Source organism: Aeribacillus sp. FSL K6-8210 (genome assembly GCF_037963925.1).
Taxonomy (GTDB): Bacteria; Bacillota; Bacilli; order Bacillales; family Aeribacillaceae; genus Aeribacillus; species Aeribacillus composti.
In genome coordinates this window covers 154,584-170,085 of the sequence record NZ_CP150172.1, presented here as the reverse complement: position 1 = coordinate 170,085, position 15,502 = coordinate 154,584, and the positions used below count along the sequence as shown (strand labels likewise).

General features: G+C 41.2%; 28 protein-coding genes and 1 pseudogene. All 29 read right to left on the bottom strand.

Annotation, left to right across the window (positions count from 1 at the left end; all coding sequences use genetic code 11):
• Positions 1-16 precede the first annotated feature (16 nt).
• The 29 genes and pseudogenes from rplM to rpsC all read right to left on the bottom strand — a co-directional run bounded on the left by rplM (position 17) and on the right by rpsC (position 15,502).
• Positions 17-454 carry a 50S ribosomal protein L13 gene (gene rplM, locus NSQ41_RS00955; protein ID WP_063387190.1) on the bottom strand — a complete coding sequence of 146 codons (438 nt, stop codon included), beginning with the start codon at positions 452-454 and terminating at the stop codon, positions 17-19.
• Between the two features lie 145 nt (positions 455-599).
• Positions 600-1,340, bottom strand: coding sequence for a tRNA pseudouridine(38-40) synthase TruA (gene truA, locus NSQ41_RS00950; protein ID WP_311066742.1), 741 nt, complete (start codon positions 1,338-1,340; stop codon positions 600-602).
• Positions 1,341-1,351: 11 nt separating this feature from the next.
• The gene (locus NSQ41_RS00945; protein WP_063387188.1) at positions 1,352-2,149 is read right to left on the bottom strand and encodes an energy-coupling factor transporter transmembrane protein EcfT; all 798 of its coding nucleotides are present in this window, start codon (positions 2,147-2,149) and stop codon (positions 1,352-1,354) included.
• Positions 2,139-3,014 (bottom strand): energy-coupling factor ABC transporter ATP-binding protein, encoded by an 876-nt coding sequence (locus tag NSQ41_RS00940; RefSeq protein WP_117017135.1) that lies wholly within the window; start codon positions 3,012-3,014, stop codon positions 2,139-2,141. The genes NSQ41_RS00945 and NSQ41_RS00940 overlap by 11 nt, the downstream gene beginning before the upstream one ends.
• Entirely contained in the window at positions 2,990-3,832 is an 843-nt protein-coding gene (locus tag NSQ41_RS00935) for an energy-coupling factor ABC transporter ATP-binding protein (protein WP_094244885.1), read from the bottom strand. Before NSQ41_RS00935 ends, NSQ41_RS00940 begins: the two co-directional genes overlap by 25 nt.
• 183 nt (positions 3,833-4,015) lie before the next feature.
• Positions 4,016-4,411 carry a 50S ribosomal protein L17 gene (gene rplQ / locus NSQ41_RS00930; protein WP_063387185.1) on the bottom strand — a complete coding sequence of 132 codons (396 nt, stop codon included), beginning with the start codon at positions 4,409-4,411 and terminating at the stop codon, positions 4,016-4,018.
• Between the two features lie 53 nt (positions 4,412-4,464).
• Positions 4,465-5,409 carry a DNA-directed RNA polymerase subunit alpha gene (locus NSQ41_RS00925; RefSeq protein ID WP_063387184.1) on the bottom strand — a complete coding sequence of 315 codons (945 nt, stop codon included), beginning with the start codon at positions 5,407-5,409 and terminating at the stop codon, positions 4,465-4,467.
• A 183-nt stretch (positions 5,410-5,592) separates the two neighbouring features.
• Positions 5,593-5,982, bottom strand: coding sequence for a 30S ribosomal protein S11 (gene rpsK, locus NSQ41_RS00920; protein ID WP_063387183.1), 390 nt, complete (start codon positions 5,980-5,982; stop codon positions 5,593-5,595).
• A 20-nt stretch (positions 5,983-6,002) separates the two neighbouring features.
• Positions 6,003-6,368 carry a 30S ribosomal protein S13 gene (gene rpsM / locus NSQ41_RS00915; RefSeq protein WP_063387182.1) on the bottom strand — a complete coding sequence of 122 codons (366 nt, stop codon included), beginning with the start codon at positions 6,366-6,368 and terminating at the stop codon, positions 6,003-6,005.
• Positions 6,369-6,391: 23 nt separating this feature from the next.
• Complete coding sequence (rpmJ, locus tag NSQ41_RS00910; protein ID WP_003156543.1) at positions 6,392-6,505, bottom strand: 50S ribosomal protein L36; 114 nt, start codon at positions 6,503-6,505, stop codon at positions 6,392-6,394.
• Between the two features lie 35 nt (positions 6,506-6,540).
• On the bottom strand, positions 6,541-6,759 hold the full coding sequence (infA, locus tag NSQ41_RS00905; RefSeq protein ID WP_003178377.1) for a translation initiation factor IF-1: 219 nt from the start codon (positions 6,757-6,759) through the stop codon (positions 6,541-6,543).
• Positions 6,737-7,071: pseudogene (locus NSQ41_RS00900) on the bottom strand (KOW domain-containing RNA-binding protein). Before NSQ41_RS00900 ends, infA begins: the two are co-directional and overlap by 23 nt.
• 15 nt (positions 7,072-7,086) lie before the next feature.
• A complete protein-coding gene (gene map / locus NSQ41_RS00895; RefSeq protein WP_063387180.1) occupies positions 7,087-7,833 on the bottom strand; it encodes a type I methionyl aminopeptidase in 747 nt (248 codons plus the stop codon).
• On the bottom strand, positions 7,830-8,483 hold the full coding sequence (locus NSQ41_RS00890) for an adenylate kinase (RefSeq protein ID WP_339210773.1): 654 nt from the start codon (positions 8,481-8,483) through the stop codon (positions 7,830-7,832). Before NSQ41_RS00890 ends, map begins: the two co-directional genes overlap by 4 nt.
• 58 nt (positions 8,484-8,541) lie before the next feature.
• A complete protein-coding gene (secY, locus tag NSQ41_RS00885) occupies positions 8,542-9,834 on the bottom strand; it encodes a preprotein translocase subunit SecY (protein WP_063387178.1) in 1,293 nt (430 codons plus the stop codon).
• Complete coding sequence (gene rplO / locus NSQ41_RS00880) at positions 9,834-10,274, bottom strand: 50S ribosomal protein L15 (RefSeq protein ID WP_063387177.1); 441 nt, start codon at positions 10,272-10,274, stop codon at positions 9,834-9,836. Before rplO ends, secY begins: the two co-directional genes overlap by 1 nt.
• Before the next feature lie 23 nt (positions 10,275-10,297).
• On the bottom strand, positions 10,298-10,480 hold the full coding sequence (gene rpmD, locus NSQ41_RS00875; protein WP_063387176.1) for a 50S ribosomal protein L30: 183 nt from the start codon (positions 10,478-10,480) through the stop codon (positions 10,298-10,300).
• A gap of 13 nt (positions 10,481-10,493) precedes the next feature.
• Complete coding sequence (gene rpsE / locus NSQ41_RS00870) at positions 10,494-10,994, bottom strand: 30S ribosomal protein S5 (protein WP_063387175.1); 501 nt, start codon at positions 10,992-10,994, stop codon at positions 10,494-10,496.
• A gap of 21 nt (positions 10,995-11,015) precedes the next feature.
• Positions 11,016-11,378 (bottom strand): 50S ribosomal protein L18, encoded by a 363-nt coding sequence (gene rplR, locus NSQ41_RS00865; protein WP_063387174.1) that lies wholly within the window; start codon positions 11,376-11,378, stop codon positions 11,016-11,018.
• Between the two features lie 31 nt (positions 11,379-11,409).
• Positions 11,410-11,946, bottom strand: a complete 537-nt coding sequence (rplF, locus tag NSQ41_RS00860) for a 50S ribosomal protein L6 (RefSeq protein ID WP_339210771.1) — start codon at positions 11,944-11,946, stop codon at positions 11,410-11,412.
• A gap of 29 nt (positions 11,947-11,975) precedes the next feature.
• Positions 11,976-12,374, bottom strand: coding sequence for a 30S ribosomal protein S8 (gene rpsH / locus NSQ41_RS00855; protein ID WP_063387172.1), 399 nt, complete (start codon positions 12,372-12,374; stop codon positions 11,976-11,978).
• A 30-nt stretch (positions 12,375-12,404) separates the two neighbouring features.
• Positions 12,405-12,590, bottom strand: coding sequence for a type Z 30S ribosomal protein S14 (locus NSQ41_RS00850; protein ID WP_063387171.1), 186 nt, complete (start codon positions 12,588-12,590; stop codon positions 12,405-12,407).
• Between the two features lie 20 nt (positions 12,591-12,610).
• On the bottom strand, positions 12,611-13,156 hold the full coding sequence (rplE, locus tag NSQ41_RS00845; protein WP_063387170.1) for a 50S ribosomal protein L5: 546 nt from the start codon (positions 13,154-13,156) through the stop codon (positions 12,611-12,613).
• A gap of 20 nt (positions 13,157-13,176) precedes the next feature.
• A complete protein-coding gene (gene rplX / locus NSQ41_RS00840) occupies positions 13,177-13,488 on the bottom strand; it encodes a 50S ribosomal protein L24 (RefSeq protein WP_339193834.1) in 312 nt (103 codons plus the stop codon).
• A gap of 35 nt (positions 13,489-13,523) precedes the next feature.
• Positions 13,524-13,892, bottom strand: a complete 369-nt coding sequence (gene rplN / locus NSQ41_RS00835; RefSeq protein ID WP_063387168.1) for a 50S ribosomal protein L14 — start codon at positions 13,890-13,892, stop codon at positions 13,524-13,526.
• Positions 13,893-13,933: 41 nt separating this feature from the next.
• Complete coding sequence (gene rpsQ / locus NSQ41_RS00830; RefSeq protein WP_063387167.1) at positions 13,934-14,197, bottom strand: 30S ribosomal protein S17; 264 nt, start codon at positions 14,195-14,197, stop codon at positions 13,934-13,936.
• 21 nt (positions 14,198-14,218) lie between these two features.
• Positions 14,219-14,419 (bottom strand): 50S ribosomal protein L29, encoded by a 201-nt coding sequence (gene rpmC / locus NSQ41_RS00825; protein WP_063387166.1) that lies wholly within the window; start codon positions 14,417-14,419, stop codon positions 14,219-14,221.
• Positions 14,409-14,843 carry a 50S ribosomal protein L16 gene (gene rplP / locus NSQ41_RS00820; protein ID WP_063387165.1) on the bottom strand — a complete coding sequence of 145 codons (435 nt, stop codon included), beginning with the start codon at positions 14,841-14,843 and terminating at the stop codon, positions 14,409-14,411. Before rplP ends, rpmC begins: the two co-directional genes overlap by 11 nt.
• A gap of 2 nt (positions 14,844-14,845) precedes the next feature.
• A complete protein-coding gene (gene rpsC, locus NSQ41_RS00815) occupies positions 14,846-15,502 on the bottom strand; it encodes a 30S ribosomal protein S3 (RefSeq protein WP_063387164.1) in 657 nt (218 codons plus the stop codon).

Genomic DNA, 15,502 nt, shown 5'->3' with positions numbered 1-15,502 from the left:
TAACCTCCTTATTAAATTATCCGCGAAGTTCATAAACTTCTGGTTTCTGTGCTTGATGAGGATGTTCGCTTCCTCTGTAAACATGCAATTTTTTAAACATTTGGCGTCCAAGGGAACCTTTTGGAAGCATTCCGCGAATAGCAAGTTCCAGCATTTTTTCAGGATAGTTGTTTCGCATTTCTAATGCAGTTCTTGATTTTAAACCACCAGGATGCTGGCTGTGGCGATAATAAATTTTGTCTGTTAATTTTTTTCCAGTTAATTCAATTTTTTCAGCATTAATAATAATTACGTGGTCACCTGTATCTACATGCGGTGTAAACGTTGGTTTGTGTTTTCCGCGTAAGATAGATGCAACTTCGCTTGCTAGACGTCCTAAAGTTTTGCCAGCTGCATCAACAACATACCATTTGCGCTCAACTTCATGCGGCTTTGCCATAAACGTTGTACGCATTGTTTTCCCTCCTTAATCGTTCATGTCGAAAAGTCTATTTCAAAAACACGATTATTTTCCGGGGCTAATCGTGGGGCTTGAAATACATACCATATGTTATCTTATCTTTTTAAGATATGAATGTCAAGAAAATGTTACACCTGGATTAGTTGTCATAATAAACTTTCCAAAGATATAGACCGCATCCAGAAACTGTTTTCCCGGCTCTTGATCTATCTTTGGCTGCGATAATTTGTTTTATTTCTTCTGGCTTGCGCTTCCCTTCTCCTACCTCAATCAATGTTCCGACTAAAATGCGAACCATATTGTAAAGGAAGCCGCTTCCGACAAAACGGAACGTAATTTCATCTCCTTCTTCCCATATATCTGCTTCATAAATAGTTCTCACTTTATTTTCCGTTTCTGTTTTAGAAGAGCAAAAGCTTGTAAAATCATGTGTTCCAATAATGAAACGGGAGGCAGTTCGAATCGTTTCAATATTTAACGGATTTGGAAAATGGTATGCATAATGACGCCGGAACACATCTCGATGAAAACTGCGATACAAACGGTAGCGGTATTCTTTCTTCTTTGCAGAAAATCTAGCATGAAAATCTTGATCGGCAAGCTCTGCATTTTGAATGGAAATATCTTGAGGAAGCAGCGTATTCAAAGCAATCGGCCATTTTTCCATCGGAATTTTGAGACTTGTATCAAAATGAAATACTTGGCCAACAGCATGCACGCCGACGTCTGTTCTGCCGGAAGCAGTAATTTTTATCCGCTCCCCTTTGTGGATTTTCATTAATGCTTCCTCAATCTCTCCTTGTACTGTCCGGAGGCCGGGCTGGCGCTGATAACCGCTAAATCCTGATCCATCATACGAAACTGTGCATTTAATCCTCATTTTTAAAACTCCTAGGCACGCAATAGTAATAAAATAATTGATAACAGCAGGATAGAGGCCATCATAATGGAATCAATCGCTCCCCATTTCAGCTGCCTGATTTTCGTACGTCCTTCACTTCCGCGATACCCCCTGGCTTCCATAGCGGTAGCAAGCTCTTCCGCCCGCTTAAAAGCGCTGATGAAAAGTGGTACAAGCAAAGGAACGATTGCTTTTATTCGCTCTTTTACAGGCCCTGATGTAAAATCTACCCCTCTTGCCATTTGCGCCTTTAAAATTTTTTCTGTTTCCTCCAGCAGAGTCGGTATAAAGCGAAGAGAAATAGACATCATTAATGCTAGTTCATGGACAGGAAGTTTAAATTTTTTAAAAGGCTTTAACAGACTTTCCATTCCATCCGTTATTTCGATAGGCGTTGTTGTTAAGGTCAATGTCGTTGTCATAAAAATTAAGAAAATGAACCGAAGAGAGATAAAAAACCCTTGCCGCAAGCCTTCTTCATAAATGGAAAAAAAGCCGAAGCGGAACAGCATGTCCCCTTCTTTTGTTACTAAAATGTGCAGCAAAAATGTAAACCCAACGATCCATATAACAGGTTTTAAACCGTTCCATAAGAAAGAGAACGGAAGCTTCGTCAGCAAAATAATGATGAACGTAAATAATCCTAATAAAAAGTAAGTGATTCCGTTATTGGCAAAAAAGACGATAAAAACATATAAAAAAATCGTTAGCAGTTTTGCACGGGGATCCATTCGATGAATGACTGTGCTACCAGGAACATATTTTCCGATGATGATATTATCGATCATATACGACACCTTCTTTTAAAAGGGCTTCAATGAAATCGGCCGTTTCCTCTAAAGTCAATGGCTTGTCTTCAACCGTTAAAGAAAATTTTTCTTCAAGCTTCATGACAAATTTAATTGATTCCGGCAAATCGAGCCCAAGCTGCTCCAGTTCCCCAGTCAACCGGAATATTTCCTTTGGCGACCCTTTCATCTTTAATTCCCCTTGGTGCAAAACGGCAATTTCATCAGCGTACTTTGCTGCGTCTTCCATGCTATGCGTTACTAATATTGTTGTTAATTTTTTTTCTTTATGGAGACGATAAAAAAGCTCCATGATCTCATTTCGGCCTTTTGGATCCAATCCTGCAGTCGGTTCATCTAAAACGAGCACCTCCGGCTCCATCGCTAAAACACCTGCAATCGCCACTCTTCGCATTTGCCCCCCGCTTAGCTCAAACGGGGATTGATGAAGGATTTCTTCTCCTAGACCGACAAGCGGCAGCACTTCTTTTACCTTTTTTTTCGCTTCTTCAAACGATGCGCCAAAATTCATTGGACCGAATGCTATATCTTTTTCGACGGTTTCTTCGAATAATTGATGCTCTGGGAATTGAAAGACAATTCCGACCTTTTTTCGGATAGATTTCAAGTTTTTCTGTTTTTCTCCTGCCTTAATCAGCCGGTCTCCAAGTTGAATAGAGCCTTTCGTTGGCAAAAGCAGGCCGTTTAAATGCTGCAAAATCGTTGATTTTCCCGACCCGGTATGCCCAATCACGGCCAAATATGTTCCTTCATGGATATCCATATTGATATCACACAAAGCGAGCCGTTCAAAAGGAGTGTTCATTTGGTAACGATGTTCTAATTGTCGGATTTTAATGTCCATAATTCGTCCACCAGGCTTTCTACATTAAGGTGTCGCGTCGCTAAAGGCACTCCTTTTTCAAGAAGCCGTTTGCTCAGCTTGTAAGAAAACGGAAGATCTAAACCGATGCTTACCAGCTCCTCTTCCAAGCGAAACACTTCTTTCGGAGTTCCCTCCACAAATTTTTTGCCTCCATTCATTACAATCATCCGATCTGCTTTGGCCGCCTCTTCCAAATCATGGGTGATGGAAATGACCGTCACAAGCCCTTTTTCTTTCAATGACCAAATGGTTTCAATTACTTCCCGGCGTCCAATTGGATCAAGCATTGAAGTCGCTTCATCTAAAACAATAATGCTTGGTTGAACAGCCAAAACGCCTGCAATCGCGACCCGCTGCTTTTGTCCGCCAGAAAGATGATGAGGTTCCCGTTCTAAAAATTCATTCATTTTTACAATTTTCGTCGCCCATTCGATTCGTTTTACCATCTCTTCTCTCGGTATACCTATGTTTTCCATACCAAAAGCGACATCGTCCCGTACAGTGGCGCCGACAAATTGATTATCTGGATTTTGAAACACCATTCCAATCCGTTTTCGAATATCCCAAATGGTTTTTTCTGATAATGTGATTCCTGATACAGTAACGGTTCCTTCGTCAGGCAGCAGCAGACCGTTTAGCATCCGGGCCAATGTTGATTTCCCTGATCCATTGTGTCCGACGATGGCCAGCCATTCCCCTTCATACACATCAAAGGAAACATCCGTTAGTGCAGGCTTTTCACTTTCTTTATTATAGCGGTATGTTACATGTTGAACTTGAATGATCGACCGTTCCACAGATGCCCTCCTCCTGCCTCAAGTACAGATGAAGTAAACGCGAATATCATGTCTATAAATATGAGATGCAGAGGCTGCCAAAAGAAAATCAATCCGCTTTGTAAAGTACTTGAAGATAAATAAAAAAGGGCATAGATGCAGTCATTACAACTGTCCCGCCCTTGAAGTTCATTTATATCTAAATTACACGAATTCAATGATAACCATTGGTGCTCCGTCACCACGGCGAGGACCCATTTTCAAAATTCGTGTGTAGCCGCCTTGACGATCTTGGTAACGTGGTGCCACTTCATCAAATAATTTTTGCAATGCATAGAAAGGTTTTTCTTTTTCCTTTCCGTCTTGGCCTGAAACTGTCACAGTTTTCGCAACCTCATTGCGAATAAACTGTGCTGCTTGGCGACGAGCATGCAAATCACCACGTTTACCTAAAGTAACCAGCTTCTCTACAACAGCACGAAGCTCCTTTGCACGGGCTTCAGTCGTTTCAATTCGTTCGTTAATAATTAAGTCCGTTGCTAAGTCACGGAGCATTGCTTTACGCTGCGCACTAGTACGTCCTAATTTTCTATAAGACATGTGATGTTCCCTCCTTTGTTGGAAGTTGATCTATATAGACTTTGAAAAATCAGTTAATCGTCTTTTCGTAAACTCAAACCAAGGTCTTCTAATTTTTGTTTTACTTCTTCTAGCGATTTGCGTCCTAAATTACGCACCTTCATCATGTCCTCTTCTGTTTTGTTTGCAAGTTCTTGAACTGTGTTAATACCTGCACGTTTCAAACAGTTATAAGAACGAACAGAGAGGTCAAGTTCCTCAATCGTCATTTCAAGCACTTTTTCTTTTTGGTCCTCTTCTTTTTCAACCATGATTTCAACATTTTGCGCTTCATCTGTTAAGCTAACGAAAATGTTTAAGTGCTCCATCAAAATTTTAGAGCCAAGTGCGATAGCTTCCTTTGGACCGATGCTTCCATCTGTCCAGACATCAATTGTCAGCTTATCATAATCTGTCACTTGACCAACCCGTGTATTTTCCACTTGATAAGAAACTCTAGAAACGGGTGTGTAAATCGAATCGATTGGGATGACACCTATTGGTTGATCTTCCCGTTTATTTTCTTCAGCCGGGCTGTATCCTCTCCCGCGCTTCGCCGTCATTCTCAGCCGCAAATGAGCATCTTTCGCAAGAGTTGCAATATGAAGATCAGGATTTAATATTTCAACATCGCTATCGTGAGTTATATCTGCTGCCGTAATGGGCCCTTCACCTTGTACGTCAATTTCTAGCGTCTTCTCTTCTTCTGAATAAATTTTCAGAGCAAGCTTTTTTAAATTTAAAATAATCGTTGTAACATCTTCGACGACACCATCAATTGTAGAAAATTCATGGAGGACGCCGTCAATTTGAACAGATGTTACAGCGGCACCAGGGAGTGAGGATAATAGGATACGACGTAAGGAGTTACCCAAAGTTGTACCATATCCACGCTCAAGTGGCTCGACAACGAATTTACCATATTTCGCGTCATCACTGATTTCAACCGTTTCGATTTTTGGTTTTTCAATTTCAATCATTCTAAATAAAACCCTCCTTCAAAACGTCGAAACCCCGGCTAGACAAAGAAGAGAAAACGCGTCTAACCGAAATTCCCCAATCATAAAGTCCCGAATGTGCACAAACAACATCTTATAAATGCTAGAATCTATAACTGTATCATAACCCATTATTGACAGGGTTACAAAATATATACAGATAAATTACACACGACGACGTTTTGGCGGACGGCATCCATTATGTGGAACAGGAGTGACGTCTTTAATAGATGTCACTTCAAGACCTGCTGCTTGAAGAGCACGAATCGCAGCTTCACGGCCTGCGCCAGGTCCTTTTACAGAAACCTCTAATGATTTCATTCCGTGCTCCATAGAAGCTTTAGCAGCTGCTTCAGCTGCCATCTGTGCAGCAAACGGAGTTGACTTACGAGAACCTTTAAATCCTAATGCACCGGCACTTGACCAAGCAATTGCATTGCCGTGCACATCAGTAATAGTGACAATCGTGTTGTTAAAGGTTGATCGAATATGTGCGATGCCTGTCTCAATATTCTTTTTTACGCGGCGTTTGCGAGTATTTGTTTTACGAGCCATTTACAGTTAACCTCCTTTACTTATTTTTTCTTGTTAGCAACCGTACGGCGCGGTCCTTTACGAGTACGTGCGTTGTTTTTCGTATTTTGGCCTCGAACAGGCAAACCACGGCGATGGCGGATACCACGGTAGCAGCCAATTTCAATGAGACGCTTAATGTTTAGAGAAACTTCCCGTCGAAGATCTCCTTCCACTTTATAAGTGTCGACAATGTCACGAATTCTTCCTAATTCTTCTTCTGTTAAATCACGAACACGAGTATCTTCGGAAACTCCAGCTTCAGCTAAAATTTTTTGAGCTGTTGAACGACCGATTCCGTAAATATAAGTTAAAGAAATGACAATGCGTTTATCGCGTGGAATATCTACACCAGCAATACGCGCCATAATATGAGCACCTCCTTCAAAAATTAACCTTGTTTTTGTTTATGTTTTGGATTTTCGCAAATAACCATAACTTTTCCTTTTCTGCGAATGACTTTACATTTTTCGCATATAGGTTTCACTGATGGTCTTACTTTCATGTTTATCCAACCTCCTTAATAATCCGGAGTGCAAATTATTTATATCGATACGTAATTCTTCCGCGGGTTAAATCATATGGTGATAATTCAACCGTTACTTTATCACCCGGCAAAATACGAATAAAATGCATTCTAATTTTTCCAGAAACATGAGCCAGCACGGTATGACCATTTTCCAACTCTACTTTAAACATCGCGTTAGGCAACGTCTCAACAACGGTACCCTCTACTTCAATGACATCGTCTTTCGCCATTCAATTGTCTCCCTTCCTCAAATCAGTAACTTGTTCATTGACAAATCGGCTTATTGCATATCGAAGTTTGCCATTTGTCACACGGCCAGTTTCCAATATACTGTTCTGAACTTCCGGAGATACGCAATCAAAAAATTCAAGATGATGGATGTTTTTTTTCTTTGGAGAATGAAACTTTCGCTTTTCTCCATCAGCAATCAATACGAATCGATCATCGAGAATTTTCACGACAATCGCATATTTTCCAGCTTCTCTCCCTTTCGTAATCAAGACAAACTGACCTATTTGCGGACTCGACTCAGGATCACTCACGCACATCACCTTCACTTAGGGTGTTGTTAAAATTTCATAACCTGTATCAGTAATGGCAATTGTATGTTCAAAATGAGCACACATTTTGCCATCTACAGTCACGACAGTCCAATTATCAGCTAACGTTCTGACATAACGGCTTCCCGCATTGACCATAGGCTCAATCGCTAAAACCATACCGGGCTTCAGCCTTGGCCCTTTGTTCGGTGGACCATAATGCGGAATTTGAGGATCCTCATGCAAGTCTTGCCCTACGCCATGACCTACGTATTCACGAACAATGGAAAAACCGTGAGATTCGACGTAAACTTGAATGGCATGAGAAATGTTCGAAAGTCTTCCCCCTGGTTTTGCTTCTTCTAATCCTTTATATAAAGATTCTTTTGTAACATCAAGCAATTTCTGTGTTTCTTCGGAAATTGTACCGACAGGATAAGTCCATGCAGAGTCCCCGTGATAGCCGTTGTATTTCGCACCAATGTCAATACTAATAATATCTCCATCACGCAATACACGGTCTCCAGGTATTCCGTGAACAAGCTCTTCATTCACGGAAGTGCAAATACTGCCGCGAAAACCATTATACCCTTTAAATGAGGGGATTGCATCATGTTCACGTATAAACTTTTCAGCAATTCTGTCCAGTTCTTTTGTTGTAATACCAGGCTGAATATATTTCTGGAGTTCTTGGTGAGTTAAAGCAACAATCCGTCCAGCCTCGCGCATAATTTCAATTTCGCGCTTTGTTTTGCAAATAATCATTCACCCAAGCCTCCAAGCAAGTTGCAAATATCTTCAAATACTTTGTTAATCTCTTGCTGACCGTCAATATTTTTCAAATAGCCTTTAGATTTATAGAAATCAAGCAGCGGTTTCGTCTGCTTCAAATTCACTTCCAAACGGTTTCCAACGGTTTCAACGTTATCATCAGCTCGTTGATATAAATTTCCTCCGCACTTATCACAAATTCCTTCTTCTTTTGGCGGATTGAATACAAGATGGTACGTTGCACCGCAATTTTTGCAAATTCTTCGTCCTGTTAGCCGTTCCATTAAAATTTCTTGGTCAACATGAATGTTGATAACATAATCAATTTCTTTATTAAGCTCTTTTAAAATTTGCTCCAAAGCCTCCGCTTGAGCAACGGTGCGCGGAAAACCATCCAATAAAAAGCCTTTATCAGTATCATTCTTGCCTAATCTTTCCCGAACAATACCAATCGTAACTTCATCCGGCACTAATTCGCCTTTATCCATATAAGACTTCGCTTGTAACCCTAACTCGGTTCCATCTTTTATAGCTGCTCTGAACATATCTCCTGTTGAGATATGCGGGATGTTGTATTTTTCAACAATTTTTTCAGCCTGTGTTCCTTTTCCTGCCCCAGGCAGCCCCATTAATACTAAATTCATGGACTCTCCCCCTCAAACGCTTTTCGAGGGAATGGGACATTCATCGCCCCACAACCTCTTATTTCATAAAACCTTTGTAATGACGTTTGACAAGCTGGCTCTCAAGCTGCTTCATAGTTTCCAAAGCGACACCGACAACGATCAAGAGACTTGTTCCACCTATTTGTGCTGAAGAAGGCAAGTCAGCAAATTTTATAAAAAAGACAGGAAGTATTGAGACAACTGCTAGAAAAATAGAACCGACAAATGTTAAACGGTATAAAATTTTCGTTACGTACTCTTGTGTACTTTTTCCTGGTCTTATACCCGGTATATAGCCGCCTTGCTTCTGCAAATTTTCAGCCATTTGCTCCGGGTTCACTTGAACAAATGTATAGAAATAAGCGAAAGCGATAATTAATGCAACGTAGATGATCATCCCGATAGGTTGTGTGTAATCAAATGTTTTTTGAATCCATCTTGTTACATCATTTGGTCCAAAGAACGATGCAATCGTAGTGGGGGTAACAATAAACGATACTGCAAAAATGACTGGAATGACTCCAGCAGAGTTAACCTTCAATGGGAGATGCGTTGAATGTCCCCCAACCGGACTTCTACCTGCAAGCCGCTTTGCATACTGAATCGGAATTTTTCGGAATGCTTGTTGAACGAAAATAACAGCTACAACTACTAATAAAACGGCAAGAACAAGCAAAACGACAGTTACAATTCTTAAAAATAGCTGATCGCCAACATCCGCAAATTGTTGAGCATAAATTTGGTTTACTGCCGTTGGAATGCCGGCAGCAATCCCAGCAAAGATAATAATAGAAATACCGTTCCCAACGCCTTTTGCGGTAATTTGCTCACCAAGCCACATTAAAAAGGCTGTTCCCGCAGTTAAAACAAGTGCGATCAACAAATAGTTTCCAATGCCAGGGTTTATGATTAACAGACCGCCGGCCATATTATTAAAGCCATATGACATTGCCAGCGCTTGAATAAATCCTAAAATAATTGTTAAATAACGCGTGAATTGGGCAAGCTTTCTGCGGCCTACTTCACCCTGCTTCGACCACTCTGTAAATTTCGGTACAACGTCCATTTGCAGAAGCTGAACAATGATTGAAGCAGTAATGTAAGGCATAATCCCCATTGCTAAAATGGAGAAGTTTTGCAATGCCCCGCCTCCAAAAATGTTCAAAACGCCAAATACGTTCAATTGGTCTTGTGCTTTTAGTACGTCTGCGTTCACACCCGGGACAGGGATAAAAGTGCCGATCCGGAAAATTACCAGCATAAGAAGGGTGAACAAGATTCGATTGCGAATGTCACCCACGCGCATAAAATTGGAGATTGCCTTGAACATTAAATCACCTCAGCAGAACCGCCGGCGGCTTCAATTGCCTCTTTTGCTGAAGCAGAAAATTTGTGTGCTTTAACCGTTAATTTTTTCTCTAATTTACCGTCTCCAAGCACTTTAATACCTGCTTTCAGTTTGCTTACAACACCTGTTTCCAAAAGAAGCTCTGGAGTAATTTCCGTACCGTCTTCAAAACGATTCAATTTGTCCAAGTTCACAACTTGATATTCTTTGCGGTTAATGTTTGTAAACCCACGTTTTGGCAAACGACGGAATAGAGGAGTTTGACCGCCTTCAAATCCAGGCCGAACTCCACCGCCAGATCGGGCATTTTGTCCTTTTTGACCACGTCCAGCAGTTTTTCCATTACCTGAACCAATACCGCGACCAACACGATTCCGCTCTTTACGAGAACCTTCTGCCGGTTTTAATTCATGAAGCTTCATAACCTTGGCACCTCCTTATTTGATTATTGTTCTTCCACTTTCACGAGATGTGACACTTTATTGATCATTCCGCGAATTGCCGGATTGTCATTATGAACAACTGTTTGATGCAATTTCCGCAAGCCTAATGTTTTAACGGTTATTCTTTGGTCTTCAGGACGACCAATTACACTCTTTTTGAGGGTAATCGCCAATTTTTTTGCCATTGTCTTTCCCTCCTTATCCTAACAGTTCTTCAACCGTTTTTCCACGAAGTTTAGCAACATCTTCTACACGCTTCAGCTGCTTTAACCCGTCAACTGTTGCCCGAACCATATTAATCGGTGTATTGGAGCCTAAAGATTTAGATAAGATATCGTGAACACCTGCTAATTCAAGTACTGCACGGACAGGTCCTCCAGCGATAACCCCCGTACCTTCAACAGCAGGTTTCAAGAGAATCTTTCCTGCACCGAATTTACCGATTACTTCGTGTGGAATGGACGTACCTACAATTGGTACTTCAATTAAGTTTTTCTTTGCATCTTCAATTGCTTTGCGGATAGCATCAGGAACTTCTTGCGCTTTACCAGTTCCGAAACCTACATGACCGTTTTTGTCTCCGACAACAACAAGAGCAGCAAAACGGAAACGACGGCCACCTTTTACTACTTTTGCAACACGGTTTACGGTAACAACACGTTCTTCAAGTTCAAGTTTGCTTGGATCAATACGACGCATCACTTTTCCCTCCTTTGTCGATTAAAATTCAAGGCCAACTTCGCGAGCTGCATCAGCTAAAGCCTTCACACGTCCATGATATAAATATCCACCACGGTCAAACACAACAGATTTAATACCTTTTTCAAGCGCACGTTTTGCAACAAGTTCGCCGACCTTTTGAGCAGCTTCTACATTCCCAGTTGATTCCAAGTTAAGCTCTTTATCCAAAGTAGAAGCACTCACAAGCGTTTGGTGATTTGTATCATCAATCACTTGAGCATAAATGTGCTTGTTGGAGCGGTATACATTTAAACGCGGGCGAGCGGCTGTACCGGAAACCTTTGAACGCACGCGTGCATGTCTAGTTTTGCGAACCGCATTTTTACTAGGTTTTGTAATCATCTACGTCACTCCTTTCTTTCTTTATGCGGCATTACTTAGCAGTCTTACCTTCTTTGCGGCGCACATATTCTCCTTCATAGCGGATGCCTTTTCCTTTATATGGTTCAGGCGGACGAACCGCACGAATATTTGCAGCGACTGCGCCAACACGCTCTTTATCTGTACCTTTAACGACGATTTTTGTTTGAGAAGGAACGTCGATTTCAATGCCTTGTTCAGGTTCATATTCGACTGGATGAGAGTATCCGACATTCAATACTAGTTTCTTTCCTGATTTTGATGCACGGTATCCGACCCCGATCAGTTCTAAACTTTTTTCAAAGCCTTTGGAAACACCTTCAACCATATTGGCAAGAAGGCTGCGAGTCGTCCCGTGAAGAGCACGGTGCTCTTTATTGTCAGATGGACGAGTAACAGTTAATACTTGTTCTTCAACTTTTATATCCATATCTGGATGAAATGTACGGGTTAATTCTCCTTTTGGTCCTTTTACTGTTACTGTATTTCCATTAATCGTAACAGTGACACCTGAAGGAATTTCAAGCGGTTTTTTCCCTACACGTGACATGAATGACACCTCCATTTCGTGTTAAAAAATTACCAAACGTATGCGAGCACTTCTCCGCCTGTTTGCTTCGCGCGCGCTTCTTTATCAGTTAAAACGCCTTGAGAAGTCGAAACGATTGCTATTCCTAATCCATTCAACACACGTGGCACTTCATTAGCTTTTGCATAAACGCGCAAGCCTGGTTTGCTGATTCGTTTAAGGCCAGTTATAACACGTTCGTTGTTAGGCCCGTACTTTAAGAAAATGCGCAAAATACCTTGTTTATTATCTTCAATATATTCATAATCGCGAATAAACCCTTCACGCTTTAAAATTTCAGCAATTTCCCGTTTAATTTTGGAAGCAGGAACTTCCAGTTTTTCATGACGAACCATGTTCGCATTGCGAATGCGAGTAAGCATATCTGCAATAGGATCTGTCATCACCATTATAAATAACCTCCTTCCCATTTATCGATACTACCAACTAGCTTTTTTCACGCCAGGGATCTGACCTTTGTAAGCAAGTTCACGGAAACAAATACGGCAAAGCTTAAATTTGCGGATGACTGCATGCGGACGGCCGCAGCGTTCACAGCGTGTGTATTCACGCACTTTAAATTTTTGCTTGCGTTTTTGTTTCGCAATCATTGACTTTTTAGCCACATTTTCGCCTCCAATCTAAATTAGCGATTATTTTGGAACGGCATGCCGAACAGAGTTAATAGCTCGCGAGCCTCTTCATCGGTTTTTGCTGTTGTAACGATTACGATATCCATACCTCTTACTTTATTTACTTTATCGTAATCAATTTCTGGGAAAATAAGTTGTTCTCTAATACCAAGCGTATAATTGCCGCGGCCATCAAATGATTTTTTAGATACACCACGGAAGTCGCGCACACGTGGTAAAGAAACGGAAATCAATTTGTCAAAGAAATCGTACATACGCTCTCCACGAAGCGTAACTTTGCAGCCGATCGGCATTCCTTCACGAAGCCGGAAGCCGGCAATGGATTTTTTCGCACGAGTCACTACAGGTTTTTGACCAGAAATGAGAGTTAATTCTTCAACAGCACTGTCCAGCGCTTTCGCATTTTGGACTGCATCACCGACGCCCATATTGATGACAATTTTTTCGATTTTAGGAACTTGCATAACAGATTTATAGTTAAACTTGTTCATTAGTGCAGGTATGATTTCTTTTACGTATTTTTCTTTAAGGCGGTTCATAAATAGACCTCCCTTCCAAATTATTTATCTAAAATTTCACCTGATTTTTTTGCTACACGCACCTTTTTGCCGTCCACAATTTTATAACCGACACGAGTCGGTTCACCTGTTTTTGGATCTAATGGCATTACATTTGATACATGAATAGGCGCTTCTTTACTGATAATTCCGCCTTGTGTATTATCTTGAGAAGGCTTCGCATGTTTTTTCACGATGTTCACGCCTTCCACAAGCACGCGGTTCTTTTTCGGATATGCTGCAAGGATCACGCCTTGTTTTCCTTTATCTTTTCCGGCGATCACCATTACTTTGTCACCCTTCTTAACATGCATCGATTACACACCTCCTTGGTAAGCCAAACTCATAATTAAAGTACTTCTGGAGCAAGAGAAACGATTTTCATAAAGTTTTTATCGCGAAGTTCACGCGCAACCGGTCCAAAAATACGAGTACCTCTCGGGCTTTTGTCTTCGCGGATGATGACGCATGCGTTTTCGTCAAAACGAATGTACGAACCGTCAGGACGGCGCACACCACGTTTTGTACGCACAACAACAGCTTTTACTACATCACCTTTTTTAACAACGCCTCCTGGTGTTGCTTGTTTAACCGTACCGACAATAATATCACCGATATTTGCTGTTTTACGACCAGATCCGCCAAGAACTTTAATTGTTAACAATTCACGTGCACCAGAGTTATCAGCAACTTTTAAACGAGATTCTTGTTGAATCATGTTCGTGACCTCCCTTCGGAATTTTTTTCATCCGAACCAAATTAAATAATAACTGCTTCTTCTACAATTTCAACTAAACGGAAACGTTTTGTTGCAGATAGCGGGCGAGTTTCCATAATGCGAACGATATCGCCGACTTTCGCTTTGTTTTGCTCATCATGAGCTTTGAACTTTTTAGAATATTTCACGCGTTTTCCGTAAAGCGGGTGTTTTTTATAAGTTTCAACAAGAACAGTGATGGTCTTATCCATTTTATCCGACACGACGCGTCCAGTATAAACTTTGCGCTTGTTGCGTTCACTCATTTGGCAAACCTCCTCTCACGATTATTTGTTTGCAGCAATTTCTCTTTCGCGAATAATAGTTTTCATTCTAGCAATCGTTTTGCGTACTTCACGGATGCGGGCAGTATTTTCAAGCTGACCAGTCGCAAGCTGGAAGCGCAAGTTAAACAATTCTTCTTTTAAAGATTTCACTTTTTGTTCAATTTCGGCAGTGGTTAGATCACGAATTTCTTTAGCTTTCATTTGATTCACCACCAATTTCTTCACGTTTTACAAATTTTGTTTTGATCGGTAATTTATGAGATGCAAGACGCAGTGCTTCACGTGCAACTTCTTCAGAAACACCCGCAACCTCGAACAATACTTTGCCCGGCTTCACTACGGCAACCCAGCCTTCAGGTGCCCCTTTACCGGAACCCATCCGTACTTCTAAAGGTTTAGCCGTGTATGGTTTAGACGGGAAAATTTTAATCCAAACTTTTCCGCCACGTCTCATATAACGCGTCATCGCGATACGTGCTGCTTCAATTTGTCTGTTGGTGATCCAAGCAGGCTCAAGAGCTTGAATGCCATATTCACCGAAATGAACTTCAGTGCCGCCTTTTGCACGTCCGCGCATTTTCCCGCGATGTTCTCTACGATATTTTACGCGTTTAGGCATTAACATAATTATTTGCCTCCTTCCTCATTGTTCTTTTTAGCTGGAAGAACTTCTCCACGATAAATCCAAACTTTTACGCCCAATTTTCCGTACGTTGTATCCGCTTCTGCAGTTCCGTAATCGATGTCTGCACGAAGAGTATGAAGCGGTACCGTTCCTTCACTGTAATGTTCAGAACGTGCGATATCTGCACCACCAAGACGGCCGGATACCATTGTTTTAATACCTAATGCACCTGCGCGCATTGCACGTTGGATCGCTTGTTTTTGAACACGACGGAACGAAGCGCGGTTTTCTAGCTGACGTGCAATATTTTCCGCAACAAGTTTTGCATCTAAATCAGCTTTTTTAATTTCTAAAATATTAATGTGCACACGTTTGCCAGTTAGTTGGTTCAAAGCCTTTCTTAAAGCTTCGACCTCTGTACCACCTTTACCGATAACCATTCCTGGCTTAGCTGTGTGGATAGTGATATTTAAACGGTTTGCCGCACGTTCAATTTCAATGCGGGAAACGGATGCATCGCTTAAACGTTTATTAATGTATTCACGAATTTTGAGGTCTTCATGTAACAGGTCTGCATAATCTTTTTCTGCATACCATTTCGATTCCCAATCACGAATGATGCCAATTCGAAGACCGACTGGATTTACCTTTTGACCCAC